Raw genomic sequence first — 18,641 nt, forward strand, 5'->3', positions numbered from 1 at the left:
GACGGCGATCAGAACTTCACGTTTACCGACAGCGTAGCGTTACGCCCCGGCGCGTAATAGGACTGCGCCCAGTAAAGGCTGGTCAGGTATTTGCGATCGAGCAGGTTGTTGATATTGAGACTGAGATTGACGTTTTTATTGATATCGTAGCTCGCCATGGCATTGAACACCGCGTAGGAACCCTGGCGGCTGATAATGGTATCACCCGTTGTCGATGCGCCCTGCTCGCGGAAAATATCGCTTTGCCAGTTTATGCTGGCGCCCACCTTCAGATCCTGGATCTGCGGCACCCGGTAGGTGGTGCTCAGATAGGCCTGATTGCGCGGCGTATAGGTGCGGGCGCGGTTGCCATCCGCATCTTCCAGCGAAAACAGGCGGGTGAAGCCGGTGCTGATCTGCCAGTTGGGCGTCAACTGGCCGGCCAGCGTCAGTTCGGCGCCTTTGGAAATGGTGTCCACCGGTTTGTAATAGGAAAAACCCTGATCGGAGTCGAAGCCTGCGTACTCGGCGGTGTTTTCCTGCTCGGTACGGAATAGCGCCAGGGTAGCGCTCAGGCGCTTGTCGAGCCACTCTCCTTTGATGCCGCCCTCGATACTGTTGCCTTCGATGGGTTTCAACAGGCCGTGGGAGTGATCCAGCAGGTATTGCGGGCTGAAGATCTCCGTGTAGCTGGCGTAGGCGGAGTAGTTGTCGTTGATGTCGTATAACAGGCCGAAGTAGGGGATGATTTTCGATTTGCTGTACTGGTGCGAATCGGTCAGGCGATGACCGTTGCTGCGCAGCCTGGAGACATTGACGCCGGCCAGCGTCTTGAACCTGTCGGTTATCTGGAACAGTCCGGCGGCGTAATAGTTTTGCCGGTAAATGGTGTAATCCGCGGTGCTGGTTACGTTGGCGAAAGCGGGGCGCGGGAAATCTCCGTTGAACTCCCCTACCGGGGGGAGTGGTTCGCTTATGGCGTCGTCCCGCGACGTCCAGTGCGGGTTGGTGCGGGCCCAACTGGTGCCGAATACGGCTTCATGAACGTTGCCGAACAGCTCGAAAGGACCTTTGATATTGGCGTCGCCAAAGATCTGACGCTCTGTGCGATCGAATTTTGACGCATAGGAGGTCAGTCCCAGACCGGTCTGGCTGTCTGGCACGCCACCCGCCATAAACATCTCGCCTTCGGAAGTCATTTCCCGGTAGTTGAGGGTGAGTTTGCTTTGCCAGCCTTCATCCCATTGCGTCGTCAGTTCGGCGAAAGTCTGTCGGTCATCCGTATTCCAGTAGGCCCAGTCCGGCGCGGTATTATGCGAACGGCTGTAATTGACCGGGGAGCCATCGGTATGATAGAGCGTCAGGGCGCTCCACATAATGCCTTTGGGACGGTTGCGCTGCTCCGAATAGCCGAGGGTGGCCGTTGTGCTGTCGGTCAGATCCGCTTCCAGAATTCCGGAGAAAATGGTTTTTTTCTGCGAGTAGCGGTCGAGGTAGGAGTTTCCGTCCTGATGCGCGCCGATGATCCGACCGCGCAGAGTGCCGGCGTCGTTGAGCGGCCCGCTCAGGTCGAGTTCGGCGCGCCCGGTGTCCCACGAGCCATAGCTGAGCGAACCTTTGCCCTGAAATTCACGGGGCGGACGTTTGCGTACGAAATTGATGGTGGCCGAAGGGTTGCCGGGCGTGGAGGTCAGCCCGTTGGCGCCTTTGAGCACTTCAATGTGGTCGTACAGCACGGTATCGATATCCCCCATCTGCTCTTCCGATGTGAAAGGCAGTCCTATGCCGTCGATCTGGAAATTATTCACGTCGAAACCGCGGACGGTGTAGTAGGTTCGATCGGTCTCAACCCGCTGCACGCTGACCCCGCCGGCCTGAAGAGAATCATTGGCGTTGGTTAGCCTGAAATCGTCGAGCTGTTGGCGCGTGATCGTGGTGGTGGTTTGCGGCGTATCTCGCGGCGAAAGGCTGAGTTTAGTCGCGGTACTGTTGGCCCTGACCGTGTAGGAACCGGTATTTTCGGTGATTTCGGGCTGGCTGGCTTCCGCCTGTTTACTGACCGTAATCGTATCCGCGGCGGCGGCCGACTGCGCAAAAATCGCCGGGGATGGCAACATGAGCGCCGGAGATATTCCCACAACGATAGCCAGCCTGATCTGCGCTGAGAGGGCGGCTGGTTTGAATAATAAATGCCTCATGGTATGACACCCCTGTGGTTATTTTTTAATCGTCAATTTTTCTTTTTGCATAAACGTTTCTGTTTATGGCGCTTTCAAAAGATAATAAAAATGCTCATGATTTTCTTAATGAGAGTGATTTGTATTCATCTCCCTGTGTATGAATTTTGCCCTTTTTGCGCCGTTATTGTCATTTGATTCGAATAAAAATGAAATTAGCGCTAAGCGGCTAACTCAAAAAGGAATTCATGATTGAGCGATACCAGTAATGGAAATGCTGCATCCCTTCTTCGAGCGGTACCTGATAGGGGCCGGCATCATCAATCCCGCGGTTATACAATGATCTTCTCCCTGCGTCGGTGCGCTCGGCTATTTCATCGTCCTCAATCGCGGTTTCCATATATGCCGCCCGGTGTGACTCGATCAGATAACGATTGGATTGCCGAAGTTTGCTGGGATAGTAAAACTCCACGACGTTGAGGGTGTCGTGTATGCCGGTGGGGTAGACGGTGGAAAGCACCAGGGCATGCGGAAAGACCTCGATCATGTGCGTTGGGTAGTAGCTCGCCCAGATGGCGCCAAACTCCGGACTGTTTCCGCCGTAAAGCGCCATCAGCCCCTGGTGCCAGTCCTGGTAGGTGTTGGTGCCGGCACGGTCGAGCCGGGGATTGACGTTGATGCGTTGCAGACTGAACCAGTCGCCATATTCCCAACTCAGTCCTTCACTACGGACATAGCGCCGCAGACCAGGATGGAACGAGGCAATATGGTAATCGTCATTATAAATTTCGATGAACGTTTTCCAGTTGCAGCTGCACGGATGCATTTCGATGTGATCGAGCTCATAGTCACTGAAGTCTAAATCCGGATGTTCAAACAGTCGGCCTATATCTTTCACTGGATCGCGAGGGCCTTCAAACAGGAAACCGGCCACATTGGAAATAGGATATTTGGGCAGATTGCGGCAGGGATGCTCGGGAAATTTCGGCGCACCAAGGTGGGTACCGCTGCTGTCATAGTTCCAGCCGTGGAGCGGGCACAGGATTAGGCCGCCAGTCGAACTTAGATTGCCACGCCGAATAACCGACTCCTGCGTGCCGGGGCCGAAATCCCCTAGCATCAATGCCTGGCGGTGACGGCAGACATTTGAGATTAACTCGATGCCATTGGCGTTTCTGAGCAGGATCCGCGAGTACCCGTCATGGGGGAGGGCATACCAGTCACCCGGTTCGGGAACCATCATTTCGTGTCCGATATAGCAGGCGCTGCGTTTGAAGATAAGCTCTTGTTCAAGCTCATATATGGCAGGATCGCAGTAGGCCTTGATAGGCAGCATAGGGGGACTCTGCATGGCAGAGTTTCCGAAAATCTGACTAATCTTGCTGGTTGGACTGTACATGAACGGTACCTCCTATGACTGACTGGTTTACTCCGGGCGTTGGATAAACCTGAGCCCGGGTATTAAGGTCATCTTCGGCGCGGAGAGAACGGTGCCACCGGGTTTTCCAGCGGTTCGGCCATAATCAGGCTAGCTGCCGGATTCGCTAAATCGACCATCTGTAAATTGTTTTTCAATTGCAGGCGGTTCAGGCACGAGTGCAGAAAAGTCGGCGCAAAGAAGTCATGCTGTTCAAAACGCGCCTGTAGTTCCGGATGTGCCTGCTGGTAGTCGATAACCGACTGCGCCACGGTGCGCCAGAACCTATGCTCATCCATGCAGCCATTCTCCTCCAGGAGCTGGCTCAGGTGACGGAATACACCGTCGAAAACGTCAATGAAGATGCCTAGGATTTTGTAATTTTCAGGCACATCCACGGCAAGGCGTTCCAGCCCTGGCGGCATCTGAGCGTCTTTGTCGAGGATGGCCGACTCTTCGGCGATGTCTTTCATAATGACCCGCACCGGCACATAGCCGTCGAGGATCAGAATCAGGTTCTCGCCGTGGGGCATGAACGTCAGGAAGTGCGCATAGAAGCAATGGATAAGCGGGTGCAGGAAAGCCCTGAGATACTGCTCCACCCACTGCTGTGCACTCAAGCCGGAACGGGATATCAACTCCGCTATCAGGGCGTTGCCTTGCGGGTCGACGTGCAGCAGCGCTGCCATGGTCATCAGTCGTTCACCAGGCTTGAGCCGGCCGATCGGGCTTTCACGCCAGAGTACGGAAAGCATTTTCTTGTAGGGGCTGTCGGTTTCCAGCGCGGCCTCATAGTAGTGGTTACGGTAACCGACGGAGGCGACTTCGCGCAGAATAGTGAAACCGTATGCGCGCAGCACCGGGTCGCTGGCGATCAGATCATCCAGATAGGCATTGATGGCGGGCGTACCAGCCATGTAGTAGGGGGACAGGCCGCGCATAAACCCCATGTTGAGCACCGACAGCGAGGTTTTGACGTAGCATTTATCGGGCTGGGAGGCATTGAAGTAGGTGCGTACTGACTGCTGGGCTACATACAGATCTTCGCTGTTGCCTAAAGGCACGATACGGCGGTTCGCGATATCGGCGGCGAACATGATGCTGAGTTTATTAAACCATTGCCAGGGATGAGCCGGCATAAACAGGTAATTACCGGCATCAAGTCCCTGTTCATACAATTGCCGTCGATAGCGCTCAAGCAGGGCTTCTCCCAGTTCCTCTCGCAGCAGGGTGTCATGGTCGAGACCGGGGATCGCGGCGAAATGGGCCTGATCCTTGTGTACCGCCAGCCAGACGATAGCGAAGCGCGATCCGGTTTCCGGAGCATAGGCATGGTAATCGAAAGCATCGAAGCCTAAACGGCCGTTATTGGCCACAAAGCCGGGGTGACCCTCGATCATGGCGGATTCGAATTCCTGGTAATCGGCATCGGCCAGTTCCGCACTGCTAAGGTATGGGCGACTGTGCTTGTAGGCGGCTCCGTATAGGGTACTGCTGATTTCATCAAGATAAATCGGTAGCTTGTCGGCGGGGATGCCGAGGGTGTGCTTGAAATCGTTGATGAAGGTCAGCGCATCCAGAGGCTGCTCGCTTTTTCCATTCAGAATGCGCACGATACTGGATGGCTCTATCCACCAGTGGCGCAGTGCCAGCCGACGTGCGTGAAAACGATAGCAACAGGAAATCGTATCGGCGGTCAGTTCGAATACTCCCCAGCCAGCATGGCCGTCGGCATCAATTTCGGCGGGGGTAAACACCTGTTCGTGCGCATACTCCGAGATGGCTTTACGCACCAGATGGCGGTTGACTTTGTGCCAGACATCCGGCGTCAGGTGAGGTACGACAGAGGCAGGCTGACCAGGGGGGGGAATATTCATCATGGCATTCATCCTTTCAGTGAGTGCTCGAAATCTGTTGATGAGCAAAAGGCCAACAGTGCGGTTTTGCCTGGTAGTTGGAGGCTGCCCGCGGTCTTAAAGCCGACTGTTTCATTGAGACGGTGTACTTGTGTGTTGCGAATATCAGGTTCGACGACCACGCGCTGCGCGGATAATTCGTCAAACAGAAAGGCCACCAGGGTACGAAGCACGTCGCGTGTGAAATTGTGAATCGGTCTGGTGGCCGGGCCGACAAAGAAGTGCATGCCTATATCGCCTGGCAGGACATCGTAATGTTTGGCGATCTCATCCCTGTCCGGGTCGTAACACTCCATGACGAAGGCCGGTTCGTTGCGGTGAAATCCCATAAATGCCTGGAGATGTGATTTCACCGCGGCTTCTTGATAAAAGGCGCGCGTTTCCTCAGGCGTCATATTCTGCATGTTCCAGTAGTGGGCATAGTCCATTTGATACCAGGGATGGATCACCGTGATATCCCGTTGCAGGTTTAATGGTCGGAGCCCCATGTCGGCATTAAGCTCCGGACGTTTTTGAGCCGGGATCATGAGTTCATGCGACATTTTTGAGATCTCCCGATTTGCTTGATGGCAGGTGATGTAGATCAATACCGAAAGAGAGGCGATCGATGACTGCGGTAAGCAGCATGCCGATTGCCGCTATCACAAAAGAGGCCGGTATCCCGATCAGACTGACCAGATAACCGGCACCGAACGAAGAGAGCAGAACCCCCAGATTCTGAAAGAAGTTGGTAACGCCGAAATCACGGGCATAGACTTCCGGGGAACTGACTTTGAACAATGTCACTTCCAGTTTCACAGTGACTTGGTAGAGTGCCCAGCCGTACAGGCAGCGGCCCAGGACAATGAGCCACAGCGACGGGGTTGCCTGAAGCATCAGGCCCAGCGCGCCGATCAGCAGATTGCCCAGCGTATGATCGAGTAGGCCCGGCGGCGGAGAATACCGGCGTTTGACGGACAATGCGATGAGCGCCACGATCCCCGGTATGGCGAAAATCAGCCCGGTCAGCATCTGGTTGGTAAGGCCGGTGGTATTTTCCCAATACACGCTAAAGAACGGCCTGACCAGGTAGGCGCTGAAATCGAACAGCAACATCAGCAGGCTGAGCTTGAGCAAGGCTGAAAGCGCCTGTGGCGAACGTTTGGGAAGGGGAAGGGATGTTGCTTTTTCGTCTCTGGATAGTACAGGCGTTGCTTTCCCGCTGTACAGCAGGTAGAGGCACAATCCCAATTGGGCAAAGTCGCCCGCGGCCATCAGCCAGATGCAAAACACCGGTCCGTATTGTTGCAGCCCCAGGCCGCCTATGGTCGCGCCGAAGATGGCGCCAATATGCACCACAACGGACAGCGCACCGATAACCATGCTGTGGTTTTGGGGTTTTTCCAGCCGCATCAGATAGGGAAACATCAGCAGGTAGCTGGCCTTGGTCATGAACATGATCATGGTTAGCAGCCAGTAGCTCCAAGCTGTCGGCGCCCAGGCTGAAAACACGCAGAATATGGCGGCGGCGAATTGCGTATAAACCAGCAGACGCATGGTTTCTATCCGTCTGGCAATACGCGCCCATACGGGCAACATGCACATAACGGCAATAGAGATCGCAGCGATATAGGCGCCGACATGTACCGTACTGGTGATTCCGTAGCGCTCCCTGAAAAACTGGGGATAGAATGCGATCAGGATAGAATCGCTGATCACGCCAAATGCAGACATGATGAGAATGGTCATCCGTAGCGTCATTCGGCATTACCTTTTCTGGCGATCAATTCAAAACCGCTATCGCGGGGGGGCCGAAAGTCCTGGAAAATGGTCCGTTGCTCGGCGGGATAGTGATCTACGCCGGTTAAGGCAAGCACCAATCGGCTGTTGCGATAGCAGGCGAGGCCCAAATCCGGATTGATCAGGCCGTGGCTTTGAAACCCTACATTCTGGACAAAGATTTCCAGGCCCTGGTGATCGACCGCCCAGTGCCTGAATGGCCGATAGCGGCCTTCCTCATCCCAGCGAATGCGGTCTCTGATGCCCTCAATAAAAGCAGGCAGCCGATAGCGATAGCCAGTAGCAAAAACCAGCCCGTCAGTCTGATGGCCAAATACCTCCCCGGTTTGGGTGTGGGTGAATTCCAGCGTCCAGTGCCGGGTATCAGGGGAAAATCCACACTCCGTGAGAGCCATATTCGGTAAAAGACGCGTTTGTGGCGCGTCGAGATGGCGGCGTTCATCAAGCAGGTCGTAAATTTCAGCAATAAGAGAAGGGTTGATGCCGTTGTAAATGGTGCGTTGATCTGCGATAAGCGCAGATTTAACTGCTGGATCAAGGCCGTAAAAGTAATTTCCGTAGTCTGGACTGATCAATTCAAGCGTCAGCTTGGCGTTTTCCATTTGAAAGAATCTTGGCGCCCGGGTGATCCAGTTCAGCGTATAGCCATGCTGTTTGGCATCAACCAGGAGTTCACGGTAGACTTCGGCGCCACTTTGACCGCTGCCTATGATAGTGATATTTCGGCATTTTTTTAGGTATTCGCGGTTTTTCAGGTAATCGGCAGTATGAATGGCATGCCGGATCTCGCTGCCAGGAGGAAGGTGGCGCACGCTGCCGATGCCAACGACCAGTTTTTTGGCTATGAATTCAAAATTCGTGCCTCGGGAATGATCTGAACCTGAAACAATATAAGCGGATAGGTCGGGATCGTAGCGAATATTTTCGACTTCATGTTGGAATTTCAGGTTTTCGAGTTGCCCGGTAACCCACTGGCAATAGCGATTGAACTCCTGGCGCGATAAGTACCAGTTCTCTCGAATATAGTAGGTGTACAACCGGCCTTGCTGTTTACAATAATTGAGATAGCTGAAAGGACTGGTGGGGTCGGCCATTGAGACCAAATCGGCGAGAAACGGGTTTTGCAGCGTCGTGCCATCCAGCAGCATTCCTTCATGCCAGGTGAACGCTTTTTTCCTGTCGAGGAAGAGGCTTTCCACCCCTTCCAGCGGTGATACCAGGCAGGCAAGGCTAAGGTTAAACGGCCCCAGCCCTATGGCCAAAAAGTCATACGTTTTCCTCATACCACCACTCCTTCTTAACGGTAAGATTGATGCTTATTGCATGAGAATCGTATTTCCATCCTGCGGCCAACTTATTACAAATGCGTGTCATTTTGGAAGCTAAATGGTTATCATTTTTTTAAATAAAGGATTCTCATTTGTATATTAAGGGTTAAATTGTGGCTTGGGGGGATTGAGAAACGCGCTGGGAATCAGCCTGCGGGTTTGAGGCTATTTAAAACGGGAAAATGGGACGGACAATATAAACCCCCTGTTTTTTGACGATAAATAACCGGCAAGAGTGATTTGAAGAGAGCGATTGATCGCGTAAAGTGAGGGGGTGGGATCTTAGCCCTTATTTTTTGCCCGCATCGCTGATGTCGTCTTGTTAGCGGACATTAATACGTATTCGCATTGAGGAAAACATGGATAATTTTCAAAAAGATATTGATGAGAGAACTAATCTCACCTCCGCTAACAAGTTTGAGCTGTTATTGTTCCGCTTAGGAAGCGCGTCCCATGAATTGCCGTCGGAGCTGTTCGGTATCAACGTATTCAAGCTGCGCGAGATCGTTCCCATGCCCTCGCTGACCAAAGCGGCGGGCATGAAGTCGCCCATGCTGGGCATGGTGAATATTCGCGGACAGGTCATTCCGGTTATCGATCTTCCCGCCGTCGCCGGCTGCGTGCCGGAGACGGGGCTCAATATTCTGCTGGTGACGGAATATGCGCGCAGCACCCAGGCCTTCGCGGTGGAGTCGGTCGACGATATCGTCCGTCTGGACTGGACCCAAGTGCTTACCGCCGAAGCCGGCGTCAGCAGCAGCTATATCACCAGTATCGCCCGGCTGGACAGCGATAAAGAGAGTAACCGCCTGGCCCAGGTGCTGGATGTGGAACAGATTCTGCATGACATCATCCCGGTCGACCGTAATATCCATATAAACGATGAGCAGGCCAGGGCGTTTAATTTCAAACCGGGGGCGGTCGCCATTGTGGCCGAGGATTCCAAGGTCGCCCGTTCGCTGCTGCAACAGGGGCTGGACATGATGGCGATCCCCGCCGCGATGCATGTTACCGGACTGGAAGCCTGGAAGAAAATCAAGGCGATGGCGCAACAGGCGCAGGCGGAAGGCCGGCCGATTTCCGACAAAATCGCCTTTGTGCTGACGGATTTGGAAATGCCGGAGATGGATGGCTTTACGCTGACGCGCAATATCAAGCACGATGATTTCCTCAGGAATATCCCGGTTATTATCCACTCCTCTCTGTCCGGCAGCGCCAACGAAGATCATGTGCGCAAGGTCGGGGCGGATGCCTACGTGGCGAAATTCGAAATCAACGAACTGGCGACGGTTATCCACGGCGTGCTCGACGGCGCCAAACCGGCTCGGGCATAACGCGGCCGATCGCCGATAATTTAATGTCGGCAGCGCAGCAAAAAAGCCCGCTCAGGTAAACCGAGCGGGCTTTTTTAATTCTTTCCGCCATCGCCGGGCGGCAGGGGATAATATTTCCAGCACCTTATTTTGTAATATACCCGTCATACTTCAAGCTGCAGATGCGTTGGCTGCATTACTCGGCCCATCCGTGGGCCTCGCCCCGTTGGGGCCGCTGCAAGCAGCGTTCAAATCTGCTCCAGGCAGATTTGTCAGTCACCCGAATCACTTACTTGTGTAAGCTCATCGGGATTAAATGAGAGACTTCCTGTCTCTCACCGGAGGCCATCCGTTGGCTGGTCAAATTCGTTCCCGACGAATTTGTCCTTCCCTTGCCGCCTTCCTGCAACTCGAATTATTTAGGGTATAAACCTTTTTTGGCGAGGTTATTTTTATAGTTATTTTTCAGCAAATATTAGTTTTATTTATTATATGCAGATGCGTTTTTATCTCCGTTTTTCATCGTATATTGTCTCCACAAGCGAGAGGAAAAAATATTTCTATTTAATAGAGGATAGCGATGAAATATCATTTTTTTCGGCCGGTATTGGCCGCAAGCGTATTAATCAGCATCGGTTTTAGCGCCGCCGCCGCCGATTTTACCGTGGCATACCAAACCATCCCCGACCCTTCACAGGTGTCTCAGGCGGACGGCGAGTATGAAAAAGCCACCGGGCTGAAAATCGACTGGCGCAAATTCGACGCCGGCGCGGAAGTGATTGCCGCGGTGGCCTCCGGCGGGGTGCAGATCGCCTATCTGGGCTCAAGTCCTTATGCCGCCGCGGTCAGTCAGAAGGTGCCGGTTGAAACGCTGCTGATCGCCTCCAAGCTGGGCACCAGCGAAGCGCTGGTGGCGCGTAATGGTTCCGGTATCGCCACGCCTGCGGATTTGGTGGGTAAAAAAGTGGCGACGCCCTTTGTTTCCACCAGCCATTACAGCCTGCTGGCGGCGCTCAAGCACTGGAATATCGACGCCAAAAAAGTGCAGATCCTCAATCTTAACCCGCCGGCGATCAGCGCCGCCTGGCAACGCGGCGACATTGACGCCGCCTATACCTGGGACCCGGCGCTCGGCGTGGCGAAAGCGAGCGGCAAGGTGCTGATCTCCTCCGGCGATTTGGCGAAGCTCGGCGCGCCGACGTTTGATGTCTGGCTGGTGCGTAAAGACTTCGCCGAGAAGCATCCCGAGGCGGCGAAAGCGTTCGCCAAAGTCACCCAGGATGCCTACGCCCGCTACCGCCAGGATCCGCAGGCCTGGCTGGCGGATAAAGGCAATATCGACAAACTGGTGAAAATCACCGGCGCCAAGGCGGAAGATATCCCCGGTTTGTTGCAGGGAAATACCTATCCGCTGGCGGAGGAGCAGCGGGAATCCCTGGGCGCGCCGACGGTGAAGGCCATCGGCGATACGGCGGCGTTTCTCAAGGAACAGGGGCGCATCGATGCCGTTTTGCCTGACTACACGCCTTATGTTACCGCCAAATATGTCCCGGAATGATGTTTTGACGGCGACCCCGCGCGCGGGATGATTTGCCAGCGGATACCCTGATGACATTACTGAAACTTGAACAGGTTAGCGCGCAATATAGCGCCAACGAACGGCCGGTGCTGGAAGATATTTCGTTGACGCTGTCCGCCAGCCAGCTGATGGTGGCGCTGGGGCCGTCGGGCAGTGGAAAAACCACGCTGCTTAATTTGATCGCCGGGTTTATTCAGCCGGTCGCCGGGGCCATCTCGCTTGATGGCGCGGCCATCAGCGGGCCGGGTCCGGAGCGCGGGGTGGTTTTCCAGCATGACGTTCTGCTGCCATGGCAGGATGTGCTGGGAAATGTGGCTTTCGGGCTGCAACTGGCCGGCGTGCCCAGGGCTGAACGCGAACAGAAAGCCCGCAGGCTGCTGGCGCAGGTCGGGCTGAGCGGGTATGACCGCCGGGCGGTGTGGCAGCTTTCCGGCGGACAGCGGCAGCGGGTGGGGATTGCCCGAGCGCTGGCGGCCGACCCGCGCATTTTACTGCTGGACGAGCCTTTCGGCGCGCTGGATGCCTTTACGCGCGAGCAGATGCAGGAGTTGTTGCTCACCGTGTGGCAAAAAGCGGCCAAGCCGGTTTTTTTGATTACCCACGATATTGAAGAGGCGATCTTCCTCGCCACCGATCTGATCGTCATGTCGCCCCATCCCGGACGCATCGTCGAGCACCTGAAGCTGGAGTTCGGCACACGCTATGCCGACGGCGAGAGCGCCAGGTCGATAAAATCCGATCCGTTGTTTATTGAATCGCGGGAGTATGTGCTCTCCCGCGTGTTTGCCGACCGTGAACAGTTTGCAAACCACGAGGAGGGGAAATCATGAGCGCCCTTGATGACGCGGCGACGCGGCAAAACAACGCCGGAAAACCGCCCAAACCCAGCGCTAAAAAACCGCTTCCGCTGATTGTTATCAGCGCTTTCAGCGTGACGGGACTGCTGCTGACGTGGTGGCTGGTCACCCGGCTTAATCTGATTGAGCCGTTGTTTCTTCCTTCTCCCGGCGCGGTTTTGCGACGGCTGTGGCAACTGGCGACGGTGGGATATATGGACTCCACCCTATGGCACCATTTATACGCCAGCCTGCAACGTATCGGACTGGCGTTGCTGGCGGCGCTGGCGACGGCCATCCCGCTGGGGGTCGCCATCGGCCGCAGCCGGATTGCCCGCGGGATATTTGATCCGCTTATCGAGTTTTACCGGCCCATCCCGCCGCTGGCCTATTTGCCGCTGATTGTCATCTGGTTCGGCATCGGCGAGTTTTCCAAAGTACTGTTGATCTACCTGGCTATTCTGGCGCCGGTGGTTATCGCCACCGCCGGCGGCGTGCGCAGCGCGGATCCCGCCAGAGTCAGCGCCGCCCAGACGTTGGGCGCGACGCCGTGGCAGCTGATTCGCTATGTGATTTTTCCCGGCGCGCTGCCGGATATTCTGATCGGTGTCCGCATCGGACTGGGCGTCGGTTGGTCGACGCTGGTGGCGGCGGAGCTGGTGGCCGCCACGCAGGGGCTGGGGTTTATGGTGCAGGCGGCCTCGCAGTTTCTGGTCACCGAGGTGGTGATCCTGGGGATTTTCGTTATTGCCATCGTAGCGGTGGTGATGGAGGTCGGGCTGCGTTATCTGCAACGCAAACTGGCTCCCTGGCACGGTCAGACATCCTGACGCGGCTATCCCGCTGCTGCCTTGCGGCGTCAGCGGGGAGGCGGAGCTAGCGCTCTTCGTGCAATACCCGCCGCAGCGTGCCGAACAGTTCATCGATATGGTCGCGGGTCGCCAGCAGGATAGGGGCGATAATCAACGCATCCCCGGTCGATTTAACATGCAGCCCCTGCTCAAACAGCTTCTTCTGCAAGCGATAGCCGCGCAGGCCGGGTTTCTCCGCGGGGCGCAGATCGATGCCGCCCAGCAGCCCGAACCCGCGGATATCGCTAATCACCGCCAGATCCTGTAATTCAAACAGCTTATCCAGAAAATAGGGGCTGAGCGCTTCGCCCGCGGCGAAAGCGTCCTCTTGCCGATAGAGCCTCAGGGTGGCCAACGCCGCGGCGCAGGCGGCCGGATGGGCGCTCCAGGTGTAGCCGTGAAAGAATTCAATGCTCTGTTCGTCCGCCGCGTTGATAATCTGCTGGTAGATGCGGCGATCGACGGCGACGGCGGCCATCGGCTGGGTGCCGTTGGTCAGCGCCTTGGCCAGGGTAATGATGTCCGGGCGAATATTGAACGTCTGGCTGGCGAACGCCTGGCCCGTACGGCCGAATCCGCAGATCACTTCATCCATAATCAACAGAATGTCATAGCGATCGCACAACAGCCGGATGCGCTCCAGATAGCCTTTGGGCGGAACCAGCACTCCGGTGGAGCCGGCGATGGGCTCGATAACGCAGGCGGCGATATTTTCGGCGCCGTGCAGTTCAACCAGGCGTTGCAGGTCGTCCGCCAGATAGTCGCCGTGTTCGGGCTGGCCGCGGCTATAGCGGTTTTCCTCCAGCCAGGTGTGGCGCAGATGCGCCACCTGCGGCCAACTACCGGCGAACTGGCGGCGGTTATTGGTCAGCCCGCTGAGGGCCACGCCGCCGAAGTTGACGCCGTGATAGGCGCGCTCGCGGGAGATAAACAGGGTGCGCGACGCCTGTTTGCGGGCGCGCTGGTAGGCGAGCGCGATTTTCAGCGCGCTATCCACCGCTTCGGAACCGGAATTGACGAAAAAGATGCGGTCAAGCTGCGGCGGCAGGATTTTCGCCAGTTCGCGGGCGGCTTCGAACGCCAGCGGGTGGCTGCGATAAAAGCTGGAGGTATAGTCCAGCGTCAGCAACTGCTGATAAACCGCCTCGGCGATTTCAGGCCGGCCGTGTCCCAACGCCGAGGTAAACAGGCCGGATACCCCGTCCAGAATGCGCTTGCCCGCCGCGTCCCGATAGTAAACGCCTTGCGCCTGAGTGAATAATTTCGGGTCCTGGCGAAAGTCGCCGTTGGGGGTAAAGGGGATCCAGAAGTTATCGTTAATAAGGTTGCCTATATTTTCCGGCTGTTTGCTCATCGTTGGTTACCTGGCTTGTTTGAGGGGGAAGCGAACCCGGCGCAGTCAATGCCAGCTGTTCCCCCAGCTTAAGACGCTGAATTTTCCCCGACGCGCCGCGCGGCAGATTGTCGACCACATGGAAAGCGCGCGGGGTTTTGTATTTCCCCAGTTTCTGGCGGCACCACGCCCGCAGCGCCGCTTCATCCAGCGGACAACCGTCCTTCAGGACGATGGCGGCGGCGATTTCCTGTCCGTAGTGGGCGTCGGGAACGGCGAACGCGGCGGCTTCCATCACCGCCGGGTGTCTGACCAGCACATCGTCGATTTCCCGCGGCGCGATATTTTCGCCGCCTTTGATAATCAGCTCCTTCAGCCTGCCGGTAATAAAATAGAAGCCGTTATCATCGCGGTAGCCCAAATCACCGGTACGCAGCCAGCCGTCCCGAATGGCCGAGGCGGTCTGCGCCGCATCCTGGTAGTAGCCGTTCATCACGCTGGCGCCGCGCAGCATGATTTCTCCCACGCGGTTATCCGCCAATGGCTCTCCCCGCGTATCGACCACCGCCGCCTGAACGCCGCAGGGCAGCCCGACGCTGCCGTATACCCGTTCGTCATGAGGGTTGCAGAAAACCAGCGAAGCGGACTCCGTCATCCCCATGCCCTCAACCACCGGGATGCCGAAACGCCGTTCAAACTGTTGATGGTGGGTCTGCGGCAGCGGCGCCGACGCCGAGCGGGCGAATTTCACCTGCGGATAGCGGTGCGCGCCGCCGCCGGGGGCGTTCAATAAAAAGGCGATCATGGTGGGCACCAGGTTCAGCCAGGTGCAGCGATGTTTTCCGACCGTTTGCCACCAGGCGGAGACGGAAAAACGCCCCATGGCGACCAGGCTGCCCCCTGAAAACAGCGGAACCAGGGTGCCGATAACCCAACCGTTAATATGATAAACCGGCAGGGCGCTCAGCAGCCGATCCTCGGGGCCAAGCCGGTGCCAGCGGCTGATTTCCCGCGCGGCGGCGAACAGATTGGCATGGCTGAGCAGCACCCCTTTGGGCCTGCCGGTGGTGCCGGAGGTGTACATCAATAACGCCGGATGCGCCGGCTCCGGCCGGTAAAGCGCCGCCGCGGGCGCGGATAACTCCTGGGGCGCGGCGGGCCACCGCTCCTCGGTGACGATGGCGGGGCCGGGTGAGGGAAGCCGCCGCACGACGTCCTGCAAACGGGGCGCGAACTGTCGGGTAGTAAAAATAATGCGCGCGTCGCTGTGGGGGATAATCCACTCCAGCGCCTCATCGGTCGCCAGCAGATTAAGCGGCACCACCACATATCCCGCCAGCATCAGAGAGAGCGCCAGCCTGACGGTATTAAAACCGCCGCTCAGCAGAAAGGCGATTTTATCCCCCGGCCGGCAGCCTTGCGCCCGCAACCACTGCGCCGTGGCGCCGGCGCTGTGTAGCAACTGGGCGAAACTCAGGGTATCGGCCGATTCCGCGGCCAGAATAAAGTGCGCGTCCGGGCGCGCGGCGGCATGGCGCAGCAAGCTATCCTGCAACGTCGCCAATGGCGCGCTCATAAGTAGCGCCTCTGCAAATAGGCGCCCAGCACGTCCTCCAGCGTCGGAACCTGTTCCGCTATCGGCGAGACGATGCTGACCCGATTAAAAAAATGACGATAGTTGAGATTATCCGAGAAATGATTTTTGCCCCAGGTGCCGCAGCCCAGCGTCAGGGTAAAGGGCAGGCCGTTATTGAAGTTGCCGCCGGTGGCGAAACAGTGCCCCTGATTGACGATCACCCGGCTGGCCGGCAGCGAAAGCCCGGCCTGCAACGCCTCGCGCTCGTCGAGGGTATGCAGGCCCACGGAGTGGCCGGCGCCCTGCCAGCGGTAGATCTCTTTTACCGTCTCACAGGCATGGTGAAAATCGTCAACCTGGTACAGGGTTAATACCGGCGAAAGCTTTTCGCCGGAAAAGGGGAACTGCGGGCCGATGCCCTGCTCCTCCACCAGCAGAAAACGCGCTTGACGGCATTCCGCGCGCGCCAGTCCGGCGATTTCCGCCAGCCGCCCGGCCGGGCGGGCAATGCTATCGCGGGCCAGTTTCCCCGCCGACCACAGCGCCTGCTGGAGCTGCCGCTTTTCCGCCGCGGATAACAGCACGCCGCCTTGCTTAATCAACGCCGCCGCGGTTTGCCGATAAACCGCCGCCGGAACGATCAGGCTATTTTCCGACGAACAGCTGGTGGCGTTGTCGAAGGTTTTGGAGGCCGCGATATGGGCGGCGGCGCTCTCGATATCGGCGGTTTCGCTGATGATGCTGGCGACGTTGCCGGAGCCGACGCCAAAGGCCGGCGTGCCGCTTTGCGCCGCCGCGGCGATATTTTTCCGTGAACCGGTGGCGACCACCAGATCGGCCTGTTGCAGCAACGCCTCCGTTTGACGGCGATTGACCGGTATCGGCAGCATCTGCACCAGATCGCGCGGCGCCTGAACAAAATCCAGCTCGTGGTGGATATACTCCAGCATGCGGGCGCACACCTTTGCCGCCGCGGGGGAGGGGGCGATAATAATGGCGTTGCGGCATTTGACGGCGTTGATAATGTTGTTGATGACCGTGGCGACCGGGTTGGTGGAGGGGGTTATCGCCGCGACGACCCCCACCGGCCGCGCGATCTCGATAATCCCTTTTTCCGCTATCTCATTGATGACCCCGACGCTGCGCTTTCCCTGAAGATCGCGCAGCAGGCCGATGGTTTTGCGATAATTCTTCGCCACCTTATCGTTGATATCGCCCAGGCCGGTATCCGCAACGGCCTGGGCCGCCAGCGCCTGGTTATGTTCGGGATGGATAATGGCCCATGCCAGCGCGTCCACCACCCGATCGATTTGCCGTTGCTGGTAATGATCGATCCTTTGCTGGGCGTCGCGCGCGCGTTTAACCAACTGGTTTATTGCCGCGTCGCTCTCCGTGGGTATTGCCTGGCATCGAGAGCGGCTGGCGGTCATTTACTGAGACCCGTAGTAGGATGCCAGATGGCGACGTCCTGCGCATCGATGCGTTTGGGCAGCAATCCCTCCTTGAAAAAAGCGTCGGCGATATGCTGCTGTTCGCTCAGGCTGTCGGGCGTTACCGGTTTTACCTGATACGTGCGGTTGGCGTTGGCCAGTTTGACCGTATCAACGTCCAGATTTCCCCATAGCGGCCCCAAAAGCGCGGCGGCCTGGTCGGGATTGGCTTTCACCCACTGGCCGGTTTTTTCCAGTTGCTGATAAATGATATTCAGAATTTCCGGGTGCCGGCCGGCGTAATCCGTTGCGGCAAGATAGTAGCGCTGATAGCTGGCCAGCCCTTTGCCATCGGCGAGAACCCGCGCCCGTTGCTGAACGATGGCGCTGGAGACAAAGGGTTCCCAGGTTACCCAGGCGTCGATATTGCCGCTTTCCAGCGCCGCCCGGCCGTCCGCCGGCGTCAGGTAGGCCGGCGTAATATCTTTAAAAGTGAGATTGGCCTTGGTCAGGGCGGCAATCAACAGGTAATGGCTGCCCGCCGCTTTGGTGACGGCGATGCGTTTGCCCTTTAACTCCGCCAGGCTTTTGAGCGGGGAATGCTCCGGCACCAGAATCGCCTGAGCCGCGGGAGAAGGGGTTTCCAGCGCAAAATAGGTCAGCCTGGCGCCGGCCGCCTGTGAAAATACCGGCACGGTGTCCGCCACATCGGCGGAAATATCCACATTGCCCAGATTAAGCGCTTCCAGCAGCGGCAGCCCGCTGGAGAATTCATGCCAGCTAACCTTCACTCCCTGCTGATTTAAGGTTTTTTCCAGCTCGCCTTGCAGCTTGAGGATGGTCAACAGGGTGGACGATTTTTGGTAGCCGAGGCGCAGGGTCGATTCCGCATAAGCCGGCGGGAGCGTAAAGATCGGTAATAACAACAGAATCAGAGCGGTCAGGCGGTGATTGACCCAATGTAATCGCGACATAAAAAGATACCCCATCAAGTGAGCGGAAATAAGAAAAATAAGAGGTATGCTTTAGAAAATCCCCTATGCTGTCAAAGATGATATTTGTCTTTTTATTGCCGATTTTTCACCTAGGAAAATATCTTAATATCATTTTGTGCATAGCAAAGATGA

At 56.8% G+C, this 18,641-nt stretch carries 14 protein-coding genes; 4 read left to right on the forward strand and 10 right to left on the reverse strand.

Features of this window, described 5'->3' with window-relative positions; genetic code table 11:
* Positions 1-8 precede the first annotated feature (8 nt).
* The 6 genes from DDT56_RS11160 to DDT56_RS11185 form a co-directional block, all read right to left on the reverse strand.
* A complete protein-coding gene (locus tag DDT56_RS11160; RefSeq protein ID WP_168197608.1) occupies positions 9-2,096 on the reverse strand; it encodes a TonB-dependent siderophore receptor in 2,088 nt (695 codons plus the stop codon).
* Between the two features lie 289 nt (positions 2,097-2,385).
* Positions 2,386-3,555, reverse strand: a complete 1,170-nt coding sequence (locus DDT56_RS11165) for an aromatic ring-hydroxylating oxygenase subunit alpha (RefSeq protein WP_210417009.1) — start codon at positions 3,553-3,555, stop codon at positions 2,386-2,388.
* A gap of 68 nt (positions 3,556-3,623) precedes the next feature.
* Positions 3,624-5,453, reverse strand: coding sequence for an IucA/IucC family protein (locus tag DDT56_RS11170; protein ID WP_305764585.1), 1,830 nt, complete (start codon positions 5,451-5,453; stop codon positions 3,624-3,626).
* 5 nt (positions 5,454-5,458) lie between these two features.
* On the reverse strand, positions 5,459-6,031 hold the full coding sequence (locus tag DDT56_RS11175; protein ID WP_136166522.1) for a GNAT family N-acetyltransferase: 573 nt from the start codon (positions 6,029-6,031) through the stop codon (positions 5,459-5,461).
* The gene (locus DDT56_RS11180; RefSeq protein WP_136166523.1) at positions 6,021-7,229 is read right to left on the reverse strand and encodes an MFS transporter; all 1,209 of its coding nucleotides are present in this window, start codon (positions 7,227-7,229) and stop codon (positions 6,021-6,023) included. The genes DDT56_RS11175 and DDT56_RS11180 overlap by 11 nt, the downstream gene beginning before the upstream one ends.
* The gene (locus DDT56_RS11185; RefSeq protein ID WP_136166524.1) at positions 7,226-8,551 is read right to left on the reverse strand and encodes a lysine N(6)-hydroxylase/L-ornithine N(5)-oxygenase family protein; all 1,326 of its coding nucleotides are present in this window, start codon (positions 8,549-8,551) and stop codon (positions 7,226-7,228) included. Before DDT56_RS11185 ends, DDT56_RS11180 begins: the two co-directional genes overlap by 4 nt.
* A gap of 404 nt (positions 8,552-8,955) precedes the next feature.
* On the opposite strand from DDT56_RS11185, the gene DDT56_RS11190 reads away from it, so the two are divergent.
* From DDT56_RS11190 to tauC, 4 genes are all read left to right on the forward strand, one after another.
* Positions 8,956-9,930, forward strand: a complete 975-nt coding sequence (locus tag DDT56_RS11190; protein ID WP_136166525.1) for a chemotaxis protein — start codon at positions 8,956-8,958, stop codon at positions 9,928-9,930.
* Between the two features lie 559 nt (positions 9,931-10,489).
* Positions 10,490-11,467, forward strand: a complete 978-nt coding sequence (gene tauA, locus DDT56_RS11195; RefSeq protein WP_136166526.1) for a taurine ABC transporter substrate-binding protein — start codon at positions 10,490-10,492, stop codon at positions 11,465-11,467.
* A 50-nt stretch (positions 11,468-11,517) separates the two neighbouring features.
* Positions 11,518-12,318 (forward strand): taurine ABC transporter ATP-binding subunit, encoded by an 801-nt coding sequence (tauB, locus tag DDT56_RS11200; RefSeq protein ID WP_136166527.1) that lies wholly within the window; start codon positions 11,518-11,520, stop codon positions 12,316-12,318.
* Positions 12,315-13,154, forward strand: a complete 840-nt coding sequence (gene tauC, locus DDT56_RS11205) for a taurine ABC transporter permease TauC (RefSeq protein WP_136166528.1) — start codon at positions 12,315-12,317, stop codon at positions 13,152-13,154. Before tauB ends, tauC begins: the two co-directional genes overlap by 4 nt.
* 46 nt (positions 13,155-13,200) lie before the next feature.
* On the opposite strand, the gene aptA is transcribed toward tauC, so the two are convergent.
* Genes aptA through DDT56_RS11225 form a run of 4 tightly spaced genes read right to left on the reverse strand, consistent with a single transcriptional unit; the run spans position 13,201 to position 18,488 of the window.
* The gene (gene aptA, locus DDT56_RS11210) at positions 13,201-14,529 is read right to left on the reverse strand and encodes an omega-aminotransferase AptA (RefSeq protein WP_136166529.1); all 1,329 of its coding nucleotides are present in this window, start codon (positions 14,527-14,529) and stop codon (positions 13,201-13,203) included.
* The gene (locus tag DDT56_RS11215; RefSeq protein ID WP_136166530.1) at positions 14,492-16,084 is read right to left on the reverse strand and encodes a class I adenylate-forming enzyme family protein; all 1,593 of its coding nucleotides are present in this window, start codon (positions 16,082-16,084) and stop codon (positions 14,492-14,494) included. The genes aptA and DDT56_RS11215 overlap by 38 nt, the downstream gene beginning before the upstream one ends.
* On the reverse strand, positions 16,081-17,514 hold the full coding sequence (gene sauS / locus DDT56_RS11220; RefSeq protein WP_136166531.1) for an acylating sulfoacetaldehyde dehydrogenase: 1,434 nt from the start codon (positions 17,512-17,514) through the stop codon (positions 16,081-16,083). Before sauS ends, DDT56_RS11215 begins: the two co-directional genes overlap by 4 nt.
* Positions 17,511-18,488 carry an aliphatic sulfonate ABC transporter substrate-binding protein gene (locus tag DDT56_RS11225; RefSeq protein ID WP_246856763.1) on the reverse strand — a complete coding sequence of 326 codons (978 nt, stop codon included), beginning with the start codon at positions 18,486-18,488 and terminating at the stop codon, positions 17,511-17,513. The genes sauS and DDT56_RS11225 overlap by 4 nt, the downstream gene beginning before the upstream one ends.
* Positions 18,489-18,641: the final 153 nt, after the last annotated feature.

This window comes from Brenneria corticis, from assembly GCF_003115855.1.
Classification (GTDB): domain Bacteria; phylum Pseudomonadota; class Gammaproteobacteria; order Enterobacterales; family Enterobacteriaceae; genus Brenneria; species Brenneria corticis.

Excerpts from the sequence above, each read along its gene's own strand:
- DDT56_RS11215 (WP_136166530.1), bottom strand. The coding sequence starts at position 16,084 with ATGAGCGCGCCATTGGCGACGTTGCAGGATAGCTTGCTGCGCCATGCC.
- DDT56_RS11160 (WP_168197608.1), bottom strand. The coding sequence starts at position 2,096 with ATGTTGCCATCCCCGGCGATTTTTGCGCAGTCGGCCGCCGCCGCGGAT.
- tauC (WP_136166528.1), top strand. The coding sequence starts at position 12,315 with ATGAGCGCCCTTGATGACGCGGCGACGCGGCAAAACAACGCCGGAAAA.
- tauA (WP_136166526.1), top strand. The coding sequence starts at position 10,490 with ATGAAATATCATTTTTTTCGGCCGGTATTGGCCGCAAGCGTATTAATC.
- DDT56_RS11165 (WP_210417009.1), bottom strand. The coding sequence starts at position 3,555 with ATGTACAGTCCAACCAGCAAGATTAGTCAGATTTTCGGAAACTCTGCC.
- DDT56_RS11190 (WP_136166525.1), top strand. The coding sequence starts at position 8,956 with ATGGATAATTTTCAAAAAGATATTGATGAGAGAACTAATCTCACCTCC.
- DDT56_RS11175 (WP_136166522.1), bottom strand. The coding sequence starts at position 6,031 with ATGTCGCATGAACTCATGATCCCGGCTCAAAAACGTCCGGAGCTTAAT.
- DDT56_RS11225 (WP_246856763.1), bottom strand. The coding sequence starts at position 18,488 with ATGTCGCGATTACATTGGGTCAATCACCGCCTGACCGCTCTGATTCTG.
- tauB (WP_136166527.1), top strand. The coding sequence starts at position 11,518 with ATGACATTACTGAAACTTGAACAGGTTAGCGCGCAATATAGCGCCAAC.
- DDT56_RS11185 (WP_136166524.1), bottom strand. The coding sequence starts at position 8,551 with ATGAGGAAAACGTATGACTTTTTGGCCATAGGGCTGGGGCCGTTTAAC.
- aptA (WP_136166529.1), bottom strand. The coding sequence starts at position 14,529 with ATGAGCAAACAGCCGGAAAATATAGGCAACCTTATTAACGATAACTTC.
- DDT56_RS11180 (WP_136166523.1), bottom strand. The coding sequence starts at position 7,229 with ATGACGCTACGGATGACCATTCTCATCATGTCTGCATTTGGCGTGATC.
- DDT56_RS11170 (WP_305764585.1), bottom strand. The coding sequence starts at position 5,453 with ATGATGAATATTCCCCCCCCTGGTCAGCCTGCCTCTGTCGTACCTCAC.
- sauS (WP_136166531.1), bottom strand. The coding sequence starts at position 17,514 with ATGACCGCCAGCCGCTCTCGATGCCAGGCAATACCCACGGAGAGCGAC.